The organism is Pantoea sp. GL120224-02 (assembly GCF_900215395.1).
Lineage (GTDB): Bacteria > Pseudomonadota > Gammaproteobacteria > Enterobacterales > Enterobacteriaceae > Pantoea > Pantoea communis.
Genome location: NZ_OBEC01000012.1, coordinates 126,996 through 150,319 on the forward strand (window position 1 = coordinate 126,996; position 23,324 = coordinate 150,319).

General features: G+C 54.4%; 19 protein-coding genes. 5 read left to right on the forward strand and 14 right to left on the reverse strand.

Annotated elements, in window-relative coordinates; genetic code table 11:
* The first annotated feature begins 154 nt into the window (after positions 1-154).
* On the forward strand, positions 155-1,480 hold the full coding sequence (gene rimO / locus CRO33_RS20195) for a 30S ribosomal protein S12 methylthiotransferase RimO (RefSeq protein WP_039336388.1): 1,326 nt from the start codon (positions 155-157) through the stop codon (positions 1,478-1,480).
* Here rimO and CRO33_RS20200 read toward each other — a convergent pair.
* Positions 1,477-1,926: a DUF4385 domain-containing protein gene (locus tag CRO33_RS20200; protein WP_097119358.1), complete on the reverse strand. Its 450-nt coding sequence runs from the start codon at positions 1,924-1,926 to the stop codon at positions 1,477-1,479. The genes rimO and CRO33_RS20200 overlap by 4 nt on opposite strands.
* A gap of 114 nt (positions 1,927-2,040) precedes the next feature.
* Here CRO33_RS20200 and CRO33_RS20205 point away from each other — a divergent pair, with 114 nt between their 5' ends.
* Entirely contained in the window at positions 2,041-3,708 is a 1,668-nt protein-coding gene (locus CRO33_RS20205) for a methyl-accepting chemotaxis protein (RefSeq protein ID WP_097119359.1), read from the forward strand.
* Between the two features lie 140 nt (positions 3,709-3,848).
* Here CRO33_RS20205 and gsiD read toward each other — a convergent pair whose 3' ends face one another.
* From gsiD to CRO33_RS20230, 5 genes are all read right to left on the reverse strand, one after another.
* A complete protein-coding gene (gene gsiD / locus CRO33_RS20210; protein WP_038647910.1) occupies positions 3,849-4,754 on the reverse strand; it encodes a glutathione ABC transporter permease GsiD in 906 nt (301 codons plus the stop codon).
* A 10-nt stretch (positions 4,755-4,764) separates the two neighbouring features.
* Positions 4,765-5,685: a glutathione ABC transporter permease GsiC gene (gene gsiC, locus CRO33_RS20215; protein ID WP_097119360.1), complete on the reverse strand. Its 921-nt coding sequence runs from the start codon at positions 5,683-5,685 to the stop codon at positions 4,765-4,767.
* Between the two features lie 49 nt (positions 5,686-5,734).
* Positions 5,735-7,270: a glutathione ABC transporter substrate-binding protein GsiB gene (gene gsiB / locus CRO33_RS20220; protein ID WP_034820792.1), complete on the reverse strand. Its 1,536-nt coding sequence runs from the start codon at positions 7,268-7,270 to the stop codon at positions 5,735-5,737.
* Positions 7,271-7,334: 64 nt separating this feature from the next.
* The gene (gene gsiA, locus CRO33_RS20225; RefSeq protein WP_097119361.1) at positions 7,335-9,191 is read right to left on the reverse strand and encodes a glutathione ABC transporter ATP-binding protein GsiA; all 1,857 of its coding nucleotides are present in this window, start codon (positions 9,189-9,191) and stop codon (positions 7,335-7,337) included.
* Between the two features lie 9 nt (positions 9,192-9,200).
* Positions 9,201-10,166, reverse strand: a complete 966-nt coding sequence (locus CRO33_RS20230; protein ID WP_097119362.1) for an isoaspartyl peptidase/L-asparaginase family protein — start codon at positions 10,164-10,166, stop codon at positions 9,201-9,203.
* Positions 10,167-10,394: 228 nt separating this feature from the next.
* Here CRO33_RS20230 and moeA point away from each other — a divergent pair, with 228 nt between their 5' ends.
* Together moeA and moeB are read left to right on the forward strand one after the other, a co-directional pair.
* Entirely contained in the window at positions 10,395-11,630 is a 1,236-nt protein-coding gene (gene moeA / locus CRO33_RS20235; protein WP_097119363.1) for a molybdopterin molybdotransferase MoeA, read from the forward strand.
* Complete coding sequence (gene moeB, locus CRO33_RS20240) at positions 11,630-12,385, forward strand: molybdopterin-synthase adenylyltransferase MoeB (RefSeq protein WP_097119364.1); 756 nt, start codon at positions 11,630-11,632, stop codon at positions 12,383-12,385. Before moeA ends, moeB begins: the two co-directional genes overlap by 1 nt.
* A gap of 64 nt (positions 12,386-12,449) precedes the next feature.
* On the opposite strand, the gene CRO33_RS20245 is transcribed toward moeB, so the two are convergent.
* The 8 genes from CRO33_RS20245 to mntR form a co-directional block, all read right to left on the reverse strand.
* A complete protein-coding gene (locus tag CRO33_RS20245) occupies positions 12,450-14,042 on the reverse strand; it encodes an ABC-F family ATPase (RefSeq protein ID WP_097119365.1) in 1,593 nt (530 codons plus the stop codon).
* Between the two features lie 185 nt (positions 14,043-14,227).
* Positions 14,228-14,629 (reverse strand): H-NS family histone-like protein, encoded by a 402-nt coding sequence (locus CRO33_RS20250; protein ID WP_034820857.1) that lies wholly within the window; start codon positions 14,627-14,629, stop codon positions 14,228-14,230.
* A 434-nt stretch (positions 14,630-15,063) separates the two neighbouring features.
* Entirely contained in the window at positions 15,064-16,545 is a 1,482-nt protein-coding gene (locus CRO33_RS20255; RefSeq protein ID WP_097119366.1) for a sugar porter family MFS transporter, read from the reverse strand.
* A gap of 268 nt (positions 16,546-16,813) precedes the next feature.
* Positions 16,814-18,331: an efflux transporter outer membrane subunit gene (locus CRO33_RS20260; RefSeq protein ID WP_097119367.1), complete on the reverse strand. Its 1,518-nt coding sequence runs from the start codon at positions 18,329-18,331 to the stop codon at positions 16,814-16,816.
* Position 18,332: 1 nt separating this feature from the next.
* Positions 18,333-19,901 (reverse strand): DHA2 family efflux MFS transporter permease subunit, encoded by a 1,569-nt coding sequence (locus tag CRO33_RS20265; protein WP_034820876.1) that lies wholly within the window; start codon positions 19,899-19,901, stop codon positions 18,333-18,335.
* Positions 19,898-21,028, reverse strand: coding sequence for an HlyD family secretion protein (locus tag CRO33_RS20270; RefSeq protein WP_058961954.1), 1,131 nt, complete (start codon positions 21,026-21,028; stop codon positions 19,898-19,900). Before CRO33_RS20270 ends, CRO33_RS20265 begins: the two co-directional genes overlap by 4 nt.
* Before the next feature lie 187 nt (positions 21,029-21,215).
* A complete protein-coding gene (locus CRO33_RS20275; protein ID WP_097119368.1) occupies positions 21,216-22,325 on the reverse strand; it encodes an SLC13 family permease in 1,110 nt (369 codons plus the stop codon).
* Positions 22,326-22,346: 21 nt separating this feature from the next.
* The gene (gene mntR, locus CRO33_RS20280) at positions 22,347-22,805 is read right to left on the reverse strand and encodes a manganese-binding transcriptional regulator MntR (RefSeq protein ID WP_034820884.1); all 459 of its coding nucleotides are present in this window, start codon (positions 22,803-22,805) and stop codon (positions 22,347-22,349) included.
* A gap of 265 nt (positions 22,806-23,070) precedes the next feature.
* Between mntR and CRO33_RS20285 the strand changes: the two genes are divergently transcribed.
* On the forward strand, positions 23,071-23,265 hold the full coding sequence (locus CRO33_RS20285; protein ID WP_045814029.1) for a hypothetical protein: 195 nt from the start codon (positions 23,071-23,073) through the stop codon (positions 23,263-23,265).
* The last annotated feature ends 59 nt before the right edge of the window (positions 23,266-23,324 follow it).

A 23,324-nucleotide genomic window follows, 5' to 3' on the forward strand; every position in this document is an offset into this window, starting at 1 on the left:
GGCGACGATTTGAACGGATAACAGCTCCATTAAGCATAGCGGGAAACGCCCATTACGCGGTTAAGGAGATTCTTACATCACCTATACATTTTCCCTCGCAACCTCTGTACAATCCCCCGCCTATCCACACTAATTATGATGAATTATTATCCTTATGAGCCATGTCAAAAATCCGCCGCGCGTAGGCTTCGTCTCACTCGGCTGCCCAAAAAACCTCGTCGACTCAGAACGCATCCTGACGGAACTGCGTACTGAAGGCTACGATGTGGTGCCACGCTACGATGATGCGGAGATCGTCATCGTTAACACCTGTGGATTTATTGATAGCGCCGTACAGGAATCACTGGAAGCGATCGGTGAAGCGCTGAACGAGAATGGCAAAGTGATCGTCACCGGTTGCCTGGGTGCCAAAGTGGATCAGATCCGCGAAGTACATCCTAAGGTACTGGAAATCACCGGCCCGCACAGCTACGAGCAAGTGCTGTCGCACGTTCACACCTATGTGCCAAAGCCGGAACACAACCCGTTCCTGAGCCTGGTGCCAGAGCAAGGCGTTAAGCTGACGCCACGCCACTACGCTTACCTGAAAATTTCTGAAGGCTGTAACCATCGCTGCACCTTCTGCATTATCCCGTCCATGCGTGGCGATCTCGACAGCCGTCCGATTGGTTCGGTGCTCGACGAAGCCAAACGTCTGGTGGAAGCTGGCGTCAAAGAACTGCTGGTGATCTCACAGGATACCTCGGCTTACGGCGTGGATGTGAAGCACCGCACCGGTTTCTGGAACGGATCCCCGGTGAAAACCAGCATGGTCAGCCTGTGCGAACAGCTGGCGAAACTCGGCGTGTGGGTGCGTCTGCACTATGTCTACCCGTATCCGCATGTGGATGACGTGATTCCGCTGATGGCCGAAGGCAAAATCCTGCCGTACCTCGACATCCCATTACAGCACGCCAGCCCGCGCATCCTGAAGCTGATGAAGCGTCCTGGTGCGGTTGAACGTACGCTGGAGCGCATCAAACGCTGGCGTGAAATTTGCCCGGAACTGACGCTGCGTTCGACCTTTATCGTCGGCTTCCCCGGCGAAACCGAAGAAGATTTCCAGATGCTGCTCGACTTCCTGAAAGAAGCGCGTCTGGATCGCGTTGGCTGCTTCCAGTACAGCCCGGTTGAAGGCGCGACGGCCAACCAACTGCCGGACCAGGTGCCGGAAGAGGTGAAGCAGGAGCGTTTCGATCGCTTCATGCAATTGCAGCAGAAAATCTCCAGCGAACGTTTGCAGGAGAAAATCGGCCGTGAAGTGTTGGTGATCATCGATGAAGTGGATGAAGAAGGCGCGGTGGGTCGCAGCATGGCCGATGCACCTGAGATCGACGGTGCGGTGTATCTGAATGGCGATCGTCAGGTGAAAGTCGGTGATGTGGTGCGTGTCAAAGTTGAACACGCCGATGAGTACGATTTATGGGGTACGCGCGTTTAACCGTGCAGCTGCTGGTGCGCACGTTTGCGCGCCAGATAATCGGTGTCCGATCTCAGCCGATCCCAGCATGATTTGAAGATGGCCGCCGCAGCGGCCTTTTCTTTTTCTGTGGTACGAGGTAGCTCGTTACCGTCTGCATCATATTTGCGTCCGCCTTTGTGATTACTGTAGCGACGCGCGCGGGTATAGCCCATCTGAATAAATTTTCGCGCCATATCCATGCCGACAAAGTCGTCCTGTGCACGATAGTCCTCAAACAATTGCATAATCTGAACGGAAGATTCCTGAGCCAGTTCCACGGTACGGAAGCGCCAGAACGGCAGAATTTCGCTCTTGTAAGGCTCCACCATTAATACCCCCTGCTCACCGCGCCCAACCTGATAAAGGTCTGGCCGCTGTCGGAAATCGATATTCTTAAAGTCTTGTTCGTAATCAAAGGGTTTCACTGCATTTCTCCTGCACGACATTATCACTTACTGCAATTATTTTTTTGCGGCTCTTAAGCAATGCGCTTTTACACCGATAACTTCACTACTAGCCTACTTTGCTCTGAGAAAATCATGTTGACGAAAATGAAAATTGTGACTGCCATCATATTGATGCTGTTGGTATTCACCGCTATGCAGGCCATCTCCGGCTCGCTGTTTTTATCTTCCCTGATCGCTGGCCAGCATAATTTCACCGCCAGTAACCAGCTATCACATCAACAACGTGAGTTCTCCGATAGCTGGCAAACGCTGGTGAAAACGCGCGTTATCATCAACCGCGTGGCGATTCGCATTCTGAAGAATCAGACCGATGATGCTTCACGCGCTGCCATCAGCAAGCTGCTGGTTTCCGCGGGCGCCTCGCTTGATGAAGCGAAACAGCACTTTGACCGCTACAAAAGTGTCCCACGGATTGCGGGGCAAAGTGCGGCAGCCGCCGAGCTTATCGAAAGCAAATTCGCGAACTATTACCAACTGCTGAATCAATCCGCGACCTTTCTGAAAGCCAACAACTACGCCGCTTATGGCGAGCTGGATGCACAGCAAGCGCAGGATGATTTGGAAGCGGCCTACAAGCAGTGGCGCGGTGACAACGTTCAGTTAATCAATACACGCGCTGCAGATAACGATAGCACTTATCAGCATATGCTGGTGATGGTTGCTGTGATGGCAGTGATTGTGGTGCTGTTGCTGCTGGTGGTTTGGCTGCTGGTTCGCCGCATCCTGTTGGCGCCGATGAAGCAAGTTCAGCAGCAGATGGAGCGCTTTGCCGATGGCGACCTCTCCGCCAGTTTGAAGATTGAAGGACACAGTGAAATGGCCGCCATTGCCGCGAGCCTCAATCATATGCAGCAAGCACTGCTGGGCACGATCAACAATGTGCGCGACAGTGCCGATGCCATTTTCGGCAGTGCCAGCGCGATCGCCAACGGTAACAACGATCTCTCCTCCCGCACGGAACAACAGGCCGCCTCGCTGGAAGAGACCGCTGCCAGCATGGAAGAGCTGACCGCCACCGTTAAACAGAATGCCGATAACGCACGTCAGGCGACCCAGCTGGCGAAAACCGCATCGGAAACCGCTGACAAAGGTGGGAATGTGGTGGACGGCGTGGTGAAAACCATGCGCGACATCGCCGACAGTTCGAAGAAAATCGCCGACATCACCAGCGTGATCGATGGCATTGCTTTCCAGACCAATATTCTGGCGCTGAATGCTGCCGTTGAGGCCGCTCGCGCCGGTGAACAAGGTCGTGGCTTTGCTGTGGTCGCGGGTGAAGTCCGTAGCCTGGCGCAGCGCAGTGCACAGGCAGCGAAAGAGATTAAGCTACTGATTGAGGGCTCCGTGCAGCGCGTTAATTTAGGTTCACAACAGGTGAGCAGCGCCGGCGATACCATGCAGGAGATCGTCAGCGCGGTAACGCGCGTGACCGATATCATGGGCGAAATTGCGTCGGCCTCTGACGAGCAGAGTCGCGGCATCGATCAGATTGGTATGGCAGTGAACGAGATGGATCGCGTAACGCAGCAGAACGCCACACTGGTGCAGGAATCCGCTAACGCCTCGGCTTCGCTGGAGCAGCAGGCCAGCAGCCTGTCTTCGGCGGTGGCGCGCTTTAAAACCGGGACGCGTGCAGTGATGGCACCGGTGACAAACACGGTGAAAGCCCCTGTCGCAGCACCACCGCGTGCCCTTCCGGCTACCGGTGTGCAGAGCAACGATAATTGGGAAACTTTCTGAGTTAACGGAAAAACCAGGTCGCCATCAATGGCGACCTTACCGTTTCAAGCGCAGTCATATAGCTTGAGCATAAATAGTAATCCCACTTTGTACGAGTGGGATTCCGTAGGGTGCGCACTTACGCGCACCGATTTGATATTTCAGGTCTTTAACTTCGGATCTAACGCATCTCGCAGTCCATCACCCAACAGATTGAACGCCAGCACCGTCAGGAATATCGCCAGACTGGGGAAGATCGCCACATGCGGCGCAATCACCATATCGGCACGCGCTTCATTAAGCATCGCGCCCCACTCCGGCGTGGGCGGCTGCGCGCCCAGTCCGAGGAAAGACAAACTCGCCGCCGTGATGATCGACGTACCGATACGCATGGTGAAATAGACCACAATCGACGACACGGTACCGGGCAGAATGTGACGCATGATAATCGTCCAATCTGATGCGCCGATGCTGCGGGCTGATTCAATAAAGGTTTGGTGTTTCAGCACCAGCGTGTTGCCACGCACCAGGCGAGCAAATGCTGGGATACTGAAAATCGCCACCGCCACAATCACGTTGCTCATACCGCTGCCCATGATCGCCACCACCGCAATCGCCAGCAGAATACCGGGGAAAGCAAACAGCACGTCACAGATACGCATGGTAATCCGATCCCACCAGCCTTCGTAATAACCGGCCAGCAACCCCAGCAGCGTACCAATCAGCGCACCGATCGCCACCGAGAAGAAACCCGCAATCAGTGAGATGCGTGTGCCGACCAGCACGCGACTAAAAATGTCACGCCCTAGCGAATCCACGCCAAACCAGTGCATCATCGACGGCCCATCATTTAGCCGGTCGTAATCAAAATAGTTTTCCGCATCAAACGGAGCGATAAACGGAGCGATAAACGCCACCACAATTAACAGCAGCACAAATAAGCCCGCCACCATCGCCACATGTTGATGGCGAAAGCGGCGCCAGAATTCACGCCACGGCGTACGTACCCGGGTTTCCGTCATCATCGGCATGGTTTTCAATGCCGCTGCGCGTCGCCAGTTTTTCAAGTGCGACTCCTTACCTGTAACGGATGGCCGGGTTGATCGCCGCATACAGCATATCGACAATCAAATTGATCAAAATGAACTCCAGCGAGAACAGCAGCACTTCGGCCTGAATCACCGGATAATCGCGCATCTCCACCGAATCCACCAGCAAGCGGCCTAAACCGGGCCAGTTGAACACCACTTCCACCACAATCGAGCCGCCCAGCAGGAAACCAAACTGCAGGCCCATCATGGTCACCACCGGAATCATCGCATTGCGCAGGCCGTGCTTGATCACCACTAGCGACTCACGTACCCCTTTGGCGCGCGCGGTGCGCATGTAATCTTCCTGCATCACTTCGACAAACGATGCGCGGGTAAAGCGTGCCATCACCGCCGCCACAGCTGCACCCAAGGTTATCGACGGCAGAATGTAGTGTTTCCAGCTGTCGGCACCGACCGTTGGCAGCCAACCCAGCTCAACAGAGAACACCTGCATCAGCAGCATGCCTAAGGCGAAAGCGGGAAAAGAGATGCCAGACACGGCCAGCGTCATACCGATGCGATCGGGCCAGCGGTTGCGCCAGACGGCGGAGGTAATGCCGATGGTCATACCGAAAATCACCGCCCACACCATGCTGGTGAGGGTCAGCAACAGCGTCGGGAAGAAGCGCGCGGCTATCTCTTCCGAGACCGGGCGTTTCGACACCATCGACTGGCCAAAATCCCCCCGCAACACATTGAGAATAAAGTGCCAGAACTGCTGGATCAGCGGCTGATCGAGACCGAGTTCCTGACGCACCAGCGCCACCACCGAGGCATCCGCTTCCGGACCCGCAATCAGGCGCGCCGGATCGCCCGGCAACAGGTGGACAAACAGGAACACCAGCACCGCGACAATCAGCAGCGTAGGGATCAACCCCAGTAGTCGTTTGAGAAAATAGTTGAGCATGCAAAATCCTGCGCAGCAGCGGCCAGCCTCGCAAGGCTGGCCGCGCCTGTTACTTCAGATCCGCCTCATCAAAATTGAATGAGGTGTCGGGCATGACATAAAAACCGGTGAGATTTTTATTGTTCGCGGAGAGCAACTGCTCAACCACCAGCGGAATCCACGGATGGTCGTTCCAGATACGATCCTGAGCGTCTTTGTACAGTTTGGCTTTCTGCTCACGGTCGGTGGTTTTCAGTGCATCGCTCAGATCTTTATCCACCTGCGGATTGCTGTAGAACGCCGTGTTAAAGATGGCTGGCGGCCAGGAAGTGGTGGCAAACAGCGGCGTCAGTGCCCAATCTGCTTCACCGGTCGAGGCAGACCAGCCAGTGTAGAACATGCGTACACCGCTCTCTTTCTGCCCTTTACTCTCGACTTCTGCGGCACGCTGACCGGCATCCATCGCAGTGACTTTCACCTTCACGCCGACCTGCGCCAGCTGCTGCTGAGTGAACTGCAGCACTTTCTGCGCGGTACTGTGGTTGTGAGATGACCACAAGGTGGTTTCGAAACCGTTCGGGAAGCCTGCTTCTTTCAAAAGCTCACGTGCTTTGGCCGGGTCATATTTAATCGCTGGATATTTCTGCGCAAAATCAATCGCCGGTGGCACGATGCCGGTGGCTGGCGTGGCATAACCAGCAAACGCCACTTTAACCAGCGCCTCACGGTTAATGGCGTATTCCAGCGCTTCACGCACTTTTGGATTATCAAACGGCTTCTGCGTCACGTTGAGGCTGATGTAACGCTGCATAATCGATGGCGTGGTGACGACGTCGAGTTTGCTGTTGCCCTGCAGCAATTTAGCCTGCTCAAACGGTACCGGGAATGCAAAGGTCGCTTCGCCGGTCTGCAACATCGCCGCACGGGTGTTGTTGTCTACTACCGGGCGGAAAGTGATGCTGTCCAGCTTCGGATAGCCTTTCTTCCAGTAGCCATCCCACTTCTTCACTTTGACGAAGTCGGTCTGATTCCAGGTAACGAACTCATACGGACCGGTACCCACCGGATGGAAGCCAATGTCCTTACCGTATTTCTTCAGGGCGGTGGGCGAAATCATCACTGCCGCCGGGTGCGCCAGATTGTTGATGAAGGCCGAGAACGGCTGCTTCAGCGTAATCTTCACCGTGGTCGGATCCACCGCTTCGGTGCTGGCCACATACTTGAACAGGTTGTAACGCTTGAGATGATTATCCGGGTTGCTGGCACGGTCGATGTTGGCCTTGACCGCTTCCGCGTTGAAATCGGTGCCATCCTGGAACTTCACGCCCGAGCGCAGTTTGATAGTGTAAGTTAAGCCATCGCTGCTCGCCTGATAGCTTTCCGCCAACACGTTTTGCAGCTTCATGTCTTTGTCGAAGCCGAACAGTCCCTGATAGAACGCCTTGGCCACCGACTGCGACAATGTGTCATTGGCGTCGTACGGATCCATAGTGGTAAAGGTTGACGCCACAGCAATCACCGCGTCCTTCGCTGCCCACGCTGGCATCGCCAGCGCTGAACTCAACAACCCGGCAGTGATAACCCCTTTTCGCATAATGTGGTGCATTGTTATCGTTCTCCTGTAATCCCTGTCATGCGCGACATCCGTGGATGACGCGGTTGCTTGCTGCTCAGGCACCGCTAATGGCGTGGCGGGCAACAAAATGCCCCGGTGCCACTTCCAGTAACGGTGCCACTTCTGGCTCATCACCCAAGGGGCGGATCGGGCTGGGGATTTCATCCACCATTAACGCCCGCTCGCGATGACGGTGCGCCGGATCGGCGACCGGCACCGCGGCCATCAGTTTTTTCGTGTAAGGATGGCGCGGCTGCTCAAACACCGCCTGGCGCGGCCCCATTTCCACAATCTGTCCGAGATACATCACCGCCACGCGATGGCTGATGCGTTCTACCACCGCCATATCGTGAGAAATAAATAAGAAGGCGATGCCAAACTCGCGCTGCAAGTCGAGCATCAGATTGATAATTTGCGCCTGAATCGAGACATCCAGCGCCGAGACTGACTCATCGGCAATCACCACTTTAGGGTTCAGGGCCAATGCGCGAGCGATGCAGATGCGCTGGCGCTGGCCGCCTGAGAACTCGTGCGGATAGCGTTGCGCATGCTCCGGCAGCAAACCGACGCGCTCCAGCAGCCAGGCTACACGCTTCTCCGCCTGGCGCCGATCCATGGTTTTGTGCACCAGCAGCGGTTCCATAATCGAGAAACCCACCGTCAGGCGCGGATCGAGGGAGGCGTAAGGGTCCTGAAAAATGAACTGAATATCGCGGCGCAGCGAAGCCAGCGCGTTGCCCTGCAACGCATCAATACGCTGACCATTAAAAGTAATCGTGCCGCCCTGGCTGGCGACCAGGCGCAGCAGCGATCGACCGGTAGTGGATTTTCCGCAGCCGGATTCGCCGACCAGCGCCAGCGTCTCGCCAGCATGCAGATCAAAGCTGACCTTCTCCACCGCATGCACACGGCGTTTCACGCGATTCAATAACCCACCACGAATATCAAAGCGCGTCACCAGGTCGCGTACCTGCAAAATCGGCGGTTCATCGCTGCGCACCGTATCCTGCGGTTTGGCAATCTCTTCACGGCCATTGGTGTGCAGTAAGGGGAATTTAGCGGGCAGCGGCTGGCCGCTCATCGCTCCCAACTTCGGCACGGCCGCCAGCAAGGCGCGGGTGTAAGGCTGTTGCGGCGCATCAAACAGCTTCTGCACCGGCGCACGCTCAACCACATCGCCGCGATACATCACCTGTACGCGATCGGCCATCTCCGCCACCACGCCCATATCGTGAGTGATAAAAATCACCCCCATCTGCATCTCTTTTTGCAGCACGCGGATCAGCTGCAGAATTTGCGCCTGGATGGTCACGTCCAGCGCGGTAGTAGGCTCATCGGCAATCAACAAAGCAGGTTTGCATGACAGCGCCATGGCAATCATCACGCGTTGACGCATGCCGCCGGAGAGTTGATGCGGAAAGCGCGATAACACATTGTGGGCTTCAGGTATGCGCACCAGATCCAGCATGCGCCGTGCTTCGGCCTGCGCTTGTTGGTGGCTTTTGCCCTGATGTAAACGGATGGATTCGGCGATCTGCTCGCCCACGGTAAACACCGGGTTAAGCGAGGTCATCGGCTCCTGGAAAATCATCGCCATATCGGCACCGCGCACTTTGCGCATCTGGCTGGTGGTAGCGCGCATCACATCCAGCACCTCGCCGTTACGTCGACGCAGTTGGATCTCGCCACTGACATCGCCGCCCGCCTGCTGAATCAAGCGCATCAGCGCCAGCGAGGTGACCGATTTGCCCGAACCGGATTCGCCCACCAGTGCCAGCGTTTCCCCACGATGCAAATCCAGTGACAGGTTACGCACCGCTTCGGTGATTCGCCCTTCATGCTCAAACCGTACGTTGAGGTCACGCACCGCCAAAACCTGCTCGGGTGCAAACTGCTGATGCTGCTGCGTCATGCCTGCTCCTTAGCTATCGCGGTAAATCGCTACCTCGACTTCGCCACCGACGTAGGCGAATCCCCGATACATCCCTTCACTGTTAAAGGGCAGCACCACATTGCCGTGCCTGTCGACGGCAATCAGCCCACCGCTGCCTTCCAGCTCCTGGACTTTGTCATGAATCACGTTGGCAGTGGCTTGCTGCAGGCTACGGCCGCCGTACTCCATCTGTGCAGAAACGTCATACGCTGCCAGAGTACGAATAAACACTTCACCGGTGCCGGTGCAGGAAACCGCCACGGTCTCATTATTAGCGTAGCAGCCCGCGCCGACGAGCGGCGAATCGCCCACGCGGCCGACCTGCTTGTTGGTCATACCGCCGGTTGAGGTCGCAGCGGCCAGATTACCCTGAAGATCGAGCGCCACCGCACCCACGGTACCGAATTTGCGATCGGGGTCGAGCGGATCGTCGCTGTGGCTTTGCGCAGCGCCGTCATGATCGAGCACCATCTGCTGGCTGCTCAGCGCACGCTGTAGCTGTTCCCAGCGTTCAGGCGTGGAGAAGAAATCCGGCGCAACCTGTTCCAACCCCTGTTCTGCGGCAAAGGCTTCTGCTCCCGCACCGATAAACAGCACGTGCGGGCTGTTTTCCATCACTTTACGCGCCGCCAGAATCGGGTTACGAATGTGATTCACGCCCGCCACCGCACCGACATCCAGAGTGCGGCCATCCATAATGCTGGCATCCAGTTCGTGAGTGCCTTGATGGGTAAACACCGCGCCTTTGCCTGCGTTAAACAGTGGGCACTCTTCCAGCAGCCGCACCGCCTCGGTCACCGCATCCAGCGCGCTGCCGCCCGTGGCCAGAATCTGCTGCCCTGCGGTAACGATTGCGTGCAATTGCTGACGATATTGCTGCTCTTTTTCGGCGCTCATAGCGGCACGCGTGATTGCGCCCGCACCGCCGTGAATTGCGATAACTGCTTTAGCCATAACCGGTACCCTGTCAGGAAATCAGAACCAAAAACACTGATTTAGAATGGTTTTCATCTTTTTTAGGCAATTTTCGACTATAGAAAGGCACTCCCGGCTTGTAAAGCAGAAAGTGTATCTCCGGTCATAACCTTTTATTGTGGATTATGCTTTTTTAGTCACATGTGACTCGGCAGACAAATGTCACCATAATAGGCAGCAACTGAAATTCATCACGCAGAGACTGACATGGAACCTTTCACCGCAGGATTAATCTCCCTCGAAGACGCGCAGCAAAAAATGCTGCAACAGCTCACGCCCATTAGCGATTGCCTCAGCGTCTCGCTGTATGAAGCGGCGGGACGCATCACGGCGAAACCCGTGACGTCTCCACTGGATGTGCCGCCATTCGATAATTCGGCAATGGACGGTTATGCCGTACGTCTCAGCGATATCGTGCCGGACCGCGAATTTCCGGTCGCAGGCAAAGCTTTTGCCGGCGCGCCGTTCAACGGCGATTGGCCCGCTGGCAGCGTGATTCGTATTATGACCGGTGCGCCGATTCCAGCAGGCTGTGATGCCGTGGTGATGCAGGAGCAAACCGAACAGCGTGCGGGCGGTATCGTCATCACCGCTGAAGTGCGCGACGGCCAAAACATTCGTCGCATCGGCGAAGATATTCAGGCGGGCAAACAGGTGCTGGAGGCGGGTGTTCGCCTCGGAGCCGCCGAGTTGCCGCTGCTGGCTTCACTGGGGATTGCCGAAGTGAGCGTGCTGCGCAAACTGCGCGTGGCGATTTTCTCTACCGGCGATGAATTGCAGGCGGTCGGCCAGCCCTTGGCTGACGGTCAAATCTACGACACGAACCGCTTCACCGTATCGCTGATGCTTAACAAACTGGGCTGCGAAGTGATCGATTTGGGCGTGATTGCGGACGATCCCGAGGCGCTGCGCAAGGCATTCAGTGAAGCCGATCGTCAGGCGGATGTCGTGATCAGCACCGGTGGCGTCTCCGTCGGCGAAGCGGATTTCACTAAAGCGATGCTGGAAGAGTTAGGCGTGATTACCTTCTGGAAGCTGGCGATGAAGCCGGGCAAACCGTTCGCCTTTGGCCGCTTAGCCAACAGCTGGTTCTGCGGGCTGCCCGGCAATCCGGTGTCTGCCGCCGTGACCTTCTATCAGCTGGTGCAGCCGTTACTGGCCACCCTCACTGGGCAGACCACGCGCATTATGCCGCTACGTCAACGCGCTCGTGCCACTCAGCGTTTGAAGAAATCGCCTGGACGCCTCGACTTCCAGCGCGGCATTCTCAATCGTGGTGAAGATGGCGTGCTGGAAGTGCGCAGCACCGGTGCCCAGGGTTCGCACGTGTTTAGCTCTTTCGCCCTTGCCGACTGTTTTATTGTGCTGGATCGCGATCGTGCGGATGTGGAACCTGGCGAATGGGTTGAGGTTGAAGTTTTCAATAGCCTGCTGGAGGGCTAATGAGCGTCGAACTGAGCGATGAGGAGATGCTGCGTTACAACCGTCAGATCGTGCTGCGGGATTTTGATTTTGACGGTCAGGAGAAGCTCAAAGCGTCGCGGGTATTGATTGTGGGTCTCGGCGGGCTGGGCTGTGCCGCTGCGCCCTATCTGGCTTCGGCTGGCGTGGGCCATCTTACCTTGCTGGATTTCGACAGCGTCAGCTTAAGCAATCTGCAGCGCCAGATTCTTCACAGCGATGCCACCCTCGGCCAGCCCAAGGTGGAATCTGCGCGTCAACGGCTGGCGGCGATTAACCCACATTGCCAGCTCGAACCGATTGATGCACAGCTGGATGATGCTCAACTCAGTGCCCTGATCGCGCGCCATGATGCGGTGCTCGATTGCACGGATAACGTTGATGCGCGTGAGCAGATCAATCGTTTGTGTTACCAGCACAAGGTGCCGCTGATTTCCGGGGCGGCCATTCGTATGGAAGGCCAGCTCAGCGTGTTTACCTGGCAGCCGGGGGAACCCTGTTATCGCTGCATTAGCCGCTTGTTTGGCGATCAGACATTAAGCTGCGTGGAAGCCGGCGTGCTGGCGCCGTTGGTCGGTGTCATTGGTGCGATGCAAGCTTTAGAGGCCATAAAAGTGCTGACCGCGTTGGGGCAACCAGCCCGTGCACGCCTGTTGATCTACGATGCGATGAGTGCAGAATTTCGTAGCATGAAGGTGATGCAGGACAGGCATTGCGAAGTGTGCGGGAAACCATGATTTCCCGAAAATAATAACGGCGCGATTCTCCGCGCCGTAATTACTGTCATTCAATCATTTATAATTAAACAATACCCTGACTACGCAGATAATCTTCGTAGTTGCCGGTAAAGTCGATAATGCGATCACCCTTCATCTCCATCACGCGGGTTGCCAGTGAACTGACAAACTCACGGTCATGCGAAACGAAAATCAGCGTGCCTTCGTAACCTTCAAGTGCCAGGTTAAGCGATTCAATCGATTCCATATCGAGATGGTTGGTCGGTTCATCCATGATCAAGATGTTCGGCTTCTGCATCATCAGCTTGCCAAACAGCATGCGGCCTTTCTCACCACCAGAGAGCACTTTAGCAGGCTTCTTGATTTCATCATGACCAAACAGCAGACGGCCCAGAATACTGCGCACCGCTTGCTCGTCGTCACCTTCCTGCTTCCACTGACTCATCCAGTCGAAAACACTCAGGTCATCGGCGAAATCTTCTGCGTGATCCTGCGCATAATAACCAATCAGCGCATTCTCGGACCATTTCACAGTGCCGCTGTCAGGCGTTAATTCGCCGACCAATGTTTTCAGCAACGTGGTTTTACCGATACCGTTGGCACCGAGAATGGCCACTTTCTCGCCAACTTCAACCATCAGATTAAGCTTGCTGAACAGCGGTCCGTTATCGAATCCTTTCGTCAGTGCCTCAACTTCCAGCGCATTACGGAACAGCTTCTTATCCTGATCAAAACGGATATAAGGGTTCTGACGACTGGAAGCTTTCACTTCATCCAGCTTAATTTTATCAATCTGCTTGGCACGCGAAGTCGCCTGACGCGATTTAGAGGCGTTGGCACTAAAACGGCTAACGAATGATTGCAGGTCTGCAATTTGCGCTTTCTTCTTCGCGTTATCAGAAATTAAACGTTCACGCGCTTGCGTCGCCGCGGTCATATATTCGTCATAATTTCCTGGATACACGCGCAGTTCGCCGTAATCCAGATCCGCCATGTGCGTACACACCATATTCAGGAAGTGACGGTCATGCGAAATGATAATCATGGTACTGTTACGTTCGTTTAGCACCTGCTCCAGCCAACGAATGGTATCAATATCCAGGTTGTTCGTCGGTTCATCGAGTAGCAAAATATCCGGGTTTGAGAATAATGCCTGCGCCAACAGCACACGCAATTTCCAACCTGGTGCGATTTCGCTCATCGGACCGTAATGCTGTTCCACCGGAATGCCCACGCCCAGCAATAATTCACCGGCACGAGATTCCGCGCTGTAACCATCCATTTCGCCGTATTCAACTTCCAGGTCGGCAACTTTATAGCCTTCCTCTTCGCTCATTTCTGGCAAAGCATAAATACGGTCGCGCTCTTCCTTCACCGCCCATAATTCGGCGTGACCCATAATCACCGTATCCAGCACGCTGAATTGCTCAAAGGCAAACTGGTCCTGACGTAACTTACCGATACGCTCGTTAGGGTCGAGTGAAACATTACCGTTGGTCGGTACCAGGTCGCCGCCCAGTATTTTCATGAAGGTCGATTTACCGCTGCCGTTCGCACCGATTAAACCGTAACGATTACCGCCGCCAAACTTAACGGAGATATTCTCAAACAGCGGCTTACTGCCGAACTGCATAGTAATATTGCTGGAAACTAACACGGCATTGACCTTTGTTACGCAGTGGAGGAAAAAACAGCGGGCATTATGCCAGAAAGCAGCACCGGGACGCCACCTCTGCGCCTGCAGGCAGCGAGCGAAGGCGCTAAACGCGTTGTTGCAAATAGAGAAATAAAAAAGCCGAAGACAACGTGGTCTTCGGCTCCCGCTTACAAGGATTGTGTCGATTATTTGATCAGGAAGCTGTCCAGGCTTTTACCAGAGTCCAGCGCTTTCTTAATCGCTGCTGGGGTACGGCCCTGGCCGGTCCATGATTTCTCTTCACCGTTCTCATCGGTGTAAGAATATTTAGCCGGACGCGGTGCACGCTTCGCGCGTTTTTTACCGGTTTCCAGCGCACCCAGCAATTCGTTCGGGTCAATACCGTCAGCCAGCAGCATTTCGCGGTATTTAGACAGCTTTTCTTCTTTCTCGCGATTCTGCGCTTCTTCTGCATGAACTTCGTCGCGGCGCTCAGTCACCACCACGGTTAATTTCTCCAGAATCTCTTCCAGATCGGTCAATGGCAGTTCACGAGCCTGCGCACGTAATGTGCGAATGTTGTTCAGAACTTTAAATGCGTCACTCATCACAAGGTCCTTGCTTAAGGGGGGTTTAAATAAACTGTAGTGGCAAGATTACCCAATTCAAATAAAAAAATAAATTAATTTATGCGGACGGATAATTCCTAACTGATTAACGTATTCACAATTTGAGCGATATCCCCAGCGAGAAGCTTTAATTAACGGTGAATTAACAACAGCACTTTAGTACCACCAACTGGAACTGGTACCGATATCAGAGGTTATTCTCGGCTGATAAACAAGCATTTAGCGGTTAATGCCTTGCCTGGCTGATGTGTGTTAGCAGATTAATGAAGATTAATGTTATGGCCGAAAATCTATTTTCACAGGTGATTATTCTATTCTGACAGTTGAGACCACAATCGCATTTTTATCCCCACTTATCGATAAAAAGCCAGTGCATGCACCGGCTTTTACCCTCATAAAAACGTCACCTCAGGTTACGAGCTTTTCTTCACAGCGTGCGTCAACTGCGGTTGCGGTTCTTCATTTGACAGCCAGTCGTGCAAATAATGCTCGATCTGTTCCAGTGAACGATTTCGTGTTTCCGGTACAAAGCGAACCACAAAAATGGCTCCCCCTATTCCGATTAGCGCAAAAATAAAGAACGCTCCCGATAAACCCACCGATGCCAACAGGATTGGGAACATCAGCGAGATAAGGAAATTAGCGATCCACATTGCAAACACGGCGCCGCCCATAAATATCCCACGCAGACGTGTAGGGAAAATTTCAGACAATAGCAACCAGGTCACGGGTGAGAGTGCACCTTGCTGGAAGCTCAAAAACATCAGCATTCCCAGCAACACTATATAACTGCGCAGAACATCAGGTTGACCATTTACCGTCTCCGGCATGAAATAACTGACGGCACCAATAAATACCAGACAGGCGGTACAGCCAAACTGTCCTAACATCGTCATGGTACGGCGCCCAATGCGCCCCAGCAGCCAGATACCGACGAAAGTCATTAATACTGAAATAACGCCATTGGCGATGGTGGCAATTAATGCTGCGTTATCGCTCATGCCCACGGCTTTTAACATGGTCGGAGCGTAATACATGATGGTATTCACCCCGGTTAACTGCTGTATGACCGCAATACCCACGCCAATCAAAAATAATTTAAACAGCCAGGGTTGACGAAGTTCACGCAGGCGTGGGCGCGTTTCATGTTGCTCTTCAGCTAAGGTTTCTTCTATTTCCGTGAGTTCCCACTCAACATCTTGTTTAGCTCGCGTGCGTTCCAGCACCTGACGCGCTTCTGCTAACCGCCCTTTCATCGCATACCAACGCGGTGAGTCGGGCATAAACAGCATGCCAAACCACAGCAGCACGGCAGGCACCGTCGCTACCGCCAGCATCCAACGCCAGGTGGTATCACCGCCCCATACCGCGTTAAAACCGGCGTTGGAGATGTAAGCCAACATCTGCCCGGAGACGATCATCAGTTCTTGCATGGTCACTAACTGGCCACGTTTGTTGGCGGGCGCCATCTCCGCGATGTACACCGGGACTGTCGCTGACGCGCCCCCCACCGCCACACCCAATACCAGGCGGAAGAAAATCATCCATTCAACGTCAGGTGCTAACGCGGTGCCGATTGCGCCAATGGCGAAAATCACCGCCAGCACCAGAATGATTTTTCTCCGCCCGGCCGCGGCGGCAAAGTGGCCTGATGCCAGGGCACCAAAAGCCGCGCCAAACAGCAGGCTGCTGGTGACCAACCCCGTGGTAAAGGGTGTCAGATGGAGATCGTTGCCCATAAATAGCAGTGCGCCAGAAATCACACCGGTGTCATAGCCGAACAGCAACCCCCCTAAGGTGGCAATCATTGCTATCACCTTCACAAAGGGTTCAGTGCGCGTGCTGCTGTTCGGCCCTGATGCTTTGTTGGGAGTAAGGTAGTTTTCCCGCGGCATAATCCACTCCTTAACAGTAAGAGAAGATTTAAAAATAGTTTATTTCAACCAACAGGAATAATTATGAAATTTAAATTTTGCGCTACAGATCATAAACCCCGCATTTACATGCGGAGCAGATCACAAAAAGGGGCTTTACTGCGTGTAAATCGGTGAAGAGTGATCAGAGGGGAATTCGCATTTAGTCCAAAATGAAAACTTTCGTTTCAAAATGGGCGAATTGTGATGCCTGATGCTGGGGCAACCCGCAGACTGCCCCCTTTTACGACTAAGGCACCGTGGTAGCAGGGCCAAACACAGAATATTCCGGCAAATTAACGTTCTGATAAGGTTCCCAGCCGCCGCCCAGCGCTTTGTACAACGCGACTAAATCCAGTGCACTCTGCATTCGTGCCTGTGTCGATTGTGCTTCTGCCTGCGCTAACTGACGCTGTGCGTCCAACACATCCAGGAAGCTGGAAATCCCCTGCTTGTAGCTATCACTGGCGAGATCAAATGCTCTCTGCAATGCGCCAGTGGTTTCATCCAGAGCTGCCACCTGCTGCTGATCGGCGCGATAACTGACCAGGGCATTCTCGACATCCTGCAAGGCAGTCAGCACCGTCTGACGATATTCAAGCGCTGCATTGGCCTGCTGCGCGCGTGCCAGTTTCACGCTGGAGACCAAACGCCCGCCCTGAAAAATCGGAATGGAGAGCGAGGGCCCGATACTGTAGAAATGGCTGCTCCAGTCATCCAGATAGCTGGCATCGGTGTTGCGCACCCCGAGTTGACCCGTCAGTGACAGGCTGGGGAACAGATCCGCCACCGACACGCCAATGTTGGCAGTCTGCGCATGCAGATTGGCTTCCGCCTGGCGAATATCCGGACGTCGTCGCGCCAGCGTGGATGGAATCCCCACCGCCACCATTTTCGGCAACGCCGGTAACGCTTTACTGCTCATCAGCTCGTTATCCAGTGCGCCCGGCGTTTTGCCCAGCAATACCGCTAAACCATTCATGGCCTGACGTTCCTGCGACTGATAGCCCGGCAATTGCGCGTTCAGCGAGGCAAGTTGTGCGCGCGCATTTTCCACATCGGTGAGCGGCGCCATGCCGTTACGCTGCTGGCTTTGCGTCAGTTCCCAGGTTTGCTGCGCCACATCGATTTGCTGCTGCAGAGTATTGAGTACCGCTTGCGCGCCGCGCAATTGCAGATAGGCACGTGCCACTTCTGCTTCGAGTGACACCAGCGCATCATTGCGTTGTTCGATGGCAGCCTGCTGCTGCGCATCTGCGGCTTCCATCTGACGGCGCACTTTGCCCCACAGATCAAGCTCCCAGCTGGCGTCAAAGCTGCCTTGATAAAGGGTGACAGAATGATCGAGGCCGTTCAGTTGATTGGCGACGTCACTGTCCACCTGATCGTAAACCCCGTTGGATTTCAGTATGCCTTTTAGGCCCAACTGCTGACGTGTGACTTTAGCCGAGCCATTGAGTGACGGAAAAAGCCCGCCGCGCGCCTGCGCCAGTTGCTCACGCGCGCCAGCAATGCGCAACACCGACTGCTGCAGGGATAAGTTACCGGCAATGGCGCGTTCAATCAGGCTATCCAGTTGTGGATCATTAAAGCTTTTCCACCACAGCGGGTTGGTGGCCGCCGATTGCGGTTTTGAGGCTTCCTGCGACGGCAAATCGCGATAGCTGCCCGGCGTCTGCGCATGGGGTGGCTGATAATCAGGGCCCACAGCGCAACCCGCCAGAAGCAGAGACAGCGCCAGCAAACTCAAGCGCGGAGAGGTGATCATCTTAGTGTGCTCCTGCACTGCCTTCGCTCTTGATCGGCGAAAGCAACCAACAAAATGGAATCAACAGCAAGGCCACAATACTCAGGCCCATAAATACGTCGATGTACGCCAGGATTCGCGCCTGTGCAATCATCTCTTTGTACAGCTGACCGGTCGCCAGCGTCAGGGGATCGCCCACCGCAGACGTAAAGTCGCGAATCGACTGCGCCCAATGCTGCAAAGTGAGATTGAACGGCTCGTTGAGCGGCGTCATGTTATGCACCATACTCGCCGACCGCGCCTGCATACGCTCAGTGATCCCCGCCGTTGCCAGTGAAATACCGATCGATCCCGCCACATTACGGAACATGGTAAACAATGCCGATGCATCCGCATTGAGCCGTTGCGGCACCGTAATAAAAGCAATGGTCGTCAGCGGTACAAACAGGAAACCCAGCCCTATCGATTGCGCACTGCGCATTAATACCAGGGTGGTAAAATCAACGTTCGGCGTCAAGGTCGTGGAATAGAAGAAGGCGCTGGCGAGACAAGTAAAACCGAAAGCAATGATGTAGCGTGTTTGCACAATCGGCATCAGCTTCAGCACTAGCGGAATGGTCAGGACGATCAATATCGCACCGGGCGAGAGTACCAGCCCCGACCAGGTCGCGGTATAGCCCAGATCCTGCTGCGCCAGTTGTGGAAGTACTACCGAACTGCCGTACAGAATCATCGCCATGCCTGCCATCAGCAAACCGGCCACCCAGAAGTTACGATCTTTCATGACCGTGATATCTACCACTGGTTTACGTGCATACAGCAGCCAGTAGACGGCGCCGACAATGCCGATCACCGCCAGCATGCAAAACAGGCGAATAAAGTGCGAGGCGAACCAGTCTTCATCTTCACCACGGTCAAGGAACACCTGCAAACAGCCGAGTCCAAGAGTGATCAAGCTGATACCGATGTAATCGATCTTCAGCTTGCCCTTCGCCCATTTACGCTCCCACGGTGGATCTTCCAGCAGTTGATAGATAGCCAGCACCGTTAAAATTCCGACCGGGATGTTAATGAAGAACACCCAGCGCCAGCTGTAGTTATCGGTGATCCAGCCGCCGAGTGTTGGGCCGATCACTGGCGCGACGATAATCGCAATCGAGGAGAGACCAAAAGCTTTGCCACGATCTTCCGCTTTAAAGTAATCGAGGAGCACCGATTGCTGCACCGGCTGCAAACCGCCGCCGAAAAAGCCCTGCAACACGCGGAACAGAATGATTTGCCATAGCTCAGTGGCGATACCGCACAGGAACGAGCAGATGGTGAACATGACAATACAGATCAGGAAGAACTGTTTACGCCCAAACAAGCGGCTAAAGAAGGCGGAAATGGGCAACACAATGCCGTTAGCCACCAGATAGGAAGTCAGCACCCAGGTGGATTCGTCGTAACTGGAAGAGAGTGAGCCGGCAATGTGCGGTAGCGCCACGTTAACGATGGTGGTGTCGAGGATCTCCATAAACACCGCCAGCGTCACCGTGATGGCGACCAGCCAGGGATTGCTGGCCGGACGCCAGCTTTCGCTCGCACTCATTCTACGGTGACCTTCGGCTCAACCGACAGGCCCAGTGGCAGCGGATGATTCGGATCCAATCCTTTATCGATGACGATTTTCACCGGCACGCGCTGCACAATTTTCACGTAGTTACCGGTGGCGTTTTCAGCCGGGAAGGTGGAGAAACGCGAGCCGGACCCCATCTGCACGCTATCAACGTGCCCTTCCAGCTTCATATCTGGCCAGGCGTCGATACTGATATCCACTTTGTCGCCGGGATTCATCCGCGCCAGTTGGGACTCTTTGAAGTTGGCATTGATCCAGATATCCGGCGACACCAGTGAAAACAGTGCCGTGCCAGCCTGTACCAGCGTACCGACCTGCACGTTGCGCTTGGTGACAAAGCCATCGTAGGGGGCGCGCACTTGGGTATAAGAGAGATTCAGTTCGGCGGTATTGAGCTGAGCCTGCGCCTGCTCAACCTGCTGCTGACGCGCTTCTACGTTGGTTTCCTGCTGACGAATCTGCAATTGCACCTGTGAAGCCACTTCGACCTGCGCTTTGGCGCTTTGCAGTTGTGCTTCAGCGGATCGCAGCTGCGCGGCTGCGGTATCGATGTTGCGTTGTGACGTCGCGCGCGGATCCACGCCGCGCTGACGACGATAGTCCGCCTGCGCATTCAAAAGATTGGCCTGCGCTTTGGCTTGATCGGCTAACGCCTGATCGCGCTGCGCAGGATACTGCACGCGTGACAGCGCTAACTGTGCCTGCGCCTGATGCAGTTGCGCCTGAGCCAGGCCAAGCTGGGCTTTAGCCTGATCGCGTTGGGCACTGGTATCGCGTGGGTCGATCTCCACCAGCAAATCGCCCTGCTTCACCCGCTGGTTATCTTTCACCAGCAGTTTCACCACATAACCGGCCGCTTTCGGTGCGATGGTCACGGCATCACCTTCGGTAAAGGCATCATCCGTGGATTCAATGTTGCGCGTGGTAAACCAGAACCACAGGCCCACCAACAGCATGATCACCACCACGATGGCGAGAATGACCAGTGGCTTTTTGCCGGGGCGTTTACGTTGTGGTTCGTTGTTGTCTTGACTGGAGTCTGAAGCGTGCTGCGCATCCTGCTGCTCGCGTGCGGGCGGCTGATTGTGGTTATCACTCATAGGTTATCATCGCTGGCTGTGATCCCGATCCACGGGCAAAAACGGTCAACTTAACCTTAGATCGAAAATTGACAAATGCCAGTACAACTTTACACAAGCCAACAATCAACGCATTTTCTGCCACTAAGTGCGATAACGCGCTGAATAATCAGCGCGTCAGCTCATCGGGCAGAACAAAATGGCAGGCTTAGTGTAGCCAGCGCAACAGCAACCAGCCACACAGCATCGACCACGCCAGCATGGGTAAAGAAAACAGGTGAAAGCGCCACCAGACTTTGCTGTCTTGCGCCATACGCAGCGCAATCAGGTTAGCCAATGAACCCGGCAGCAAGCCAAATCCACCAATGTTGACGGCCCAGGCGAGCACCTCTGAAGGCGGCACTTTTTGCAGCAACAGGATGGTGGCTGGCACATTACTGATCACCTGTGAAAGACCTATCGCCAGCAAGTATAAACCGCCTTCACTCAACTGGCTTATCGCGGCGAAATGCGGTTGTAGCAGGGGAAGATGCATCAGTAAAAACACATCGATGAACATCGCGACAAATACCAGCAACAAGCTCCAGTCAATACTGATCAATACGCTGCGCGCCATAATCAGGAAGCAGCCTGCCACCAACAACAGCGCCCATCCGGTCATTTTCAGCTCTAAAGCCACAATAAACATCAGATACAGCAGCACACTGATGATAAATAATGGTTTTTCCCATTGATGCGCTTCGCTTTGCGCGTGCTTTTGGATGGTTTGTTTAGGAAAACTCCACCAGGTGAGCGCCATCAGGCTGATCATCAACACGGCAACTAACGGTGCCATTTGCAAGATAAAGCCCGGCACGCTGAGCGTGCCGTGGCTCCATAACAGAATGTTTTGCGGATTACCCACCGGCGTCAGCAGCGATCCGGCATTTACCGCCAGCGCTTCAAAAATAATCAGACGAGAAATCGGCAGACGCGAGAATTTGCGTAGCGTCAGGGTCAGCGGCACTAGAATAAACAGCGCCACATCGTTGGTGAGAAAGGTGGAAAGCAGCGCAGCGGCACACACCATAAACAGTGCCAGTGTACGCTCATGTTGAAAGCGCTGCACCAGACGCGCGCCGAGCACATCAAAATAACCGCTGTTTTCCAACCCTTTGGTTAGCATCAATAGCCCGGTGAGCGTCATGATAGTGTGCCAGTCAACGGCGGCAGGCAATTGCGACCAACGATACTCTGCCAGCGGCAATAAAATCACACCCAACAGCAACAGCAAATGCAAAATACGATCACGCATTAAGGAACGCAGCACGATGGGCATGATGGCGGAAGACCTTGTAAGTTAGCGGCTCTCGTAAAACTTCTGGAAGACGGCGAGGGTTTCATCACTGACGTGATGTTCCAGGCCTTCAGAATCCCGGCGGGCAGTTTCCGGGCTGACACCCAACGCCAGCAGGAAAGTTTCAACAATATGGTGGCGTACGCGGCTCGCTTCAGCCAGCTTTTCACCTTCAGGCGTCAGAAACACACCGCGATAAGGAACCTGTTCCACCAGACCGGTGGTGCCTAAACGCTTCAACATTTTTGCCACGGTGGGCTGTGAAACGCCGAGGCGCGCGGCCATATCGACCTGGCGGGCTTCACCAAATTCACGAATCAAATCAGAGATTAACTCTACGTAGTCATCAATAAGTTCACGTCGATGCGCTTCGCGCACCTGGCGAAATCCTTCGACATGCTCCTCTATATCTTTAAGCGGCCCCTGGGGCGTATTGGTGGCGCTCTTTGCACGACGACTCATTCAGCTTCCTCATTATTATCTGCCGCACTTTACCTGCGGTGCGGGCCTGGCTGCGCTCATTGTAAACCAGGCACAAATAAGCACAAATTTTTCCTAAATAGTGTTGGCTAAAGAGTATAGCCAGTGCTATCTTTGTTCGTAATGTAAGCGAATAGCTTATTTAGGAGGCAACGATGAACGCACCCTATCTGCTGCTACTCCTTTTCCTGCTGTTTATCGCAGGTTTGTGCTTACTGTTACGTCGTTATTCATTCGGGAGGTGAACATGACCACCATGAAAAACTGCCTCGACTGTGGCAAATGCTTCCAGGTTGAGCAAAGCAAACCGGCTTTTGAGCTGAAATCGCTGCTGTGCCTGTTTAAACGCTCGCCTTTTGCCCTGCGTCTGATGCTGATTGAAAAGCTGACCGGCAAACAGCTGACCGAGCGCCCTTGCCCCAATCTCATCTGGCGCGGCTGATTCATCCATAAATTTCTTCTCAGGATCCGTTTCCTCAACGGATCCTTTGCACGATCTAA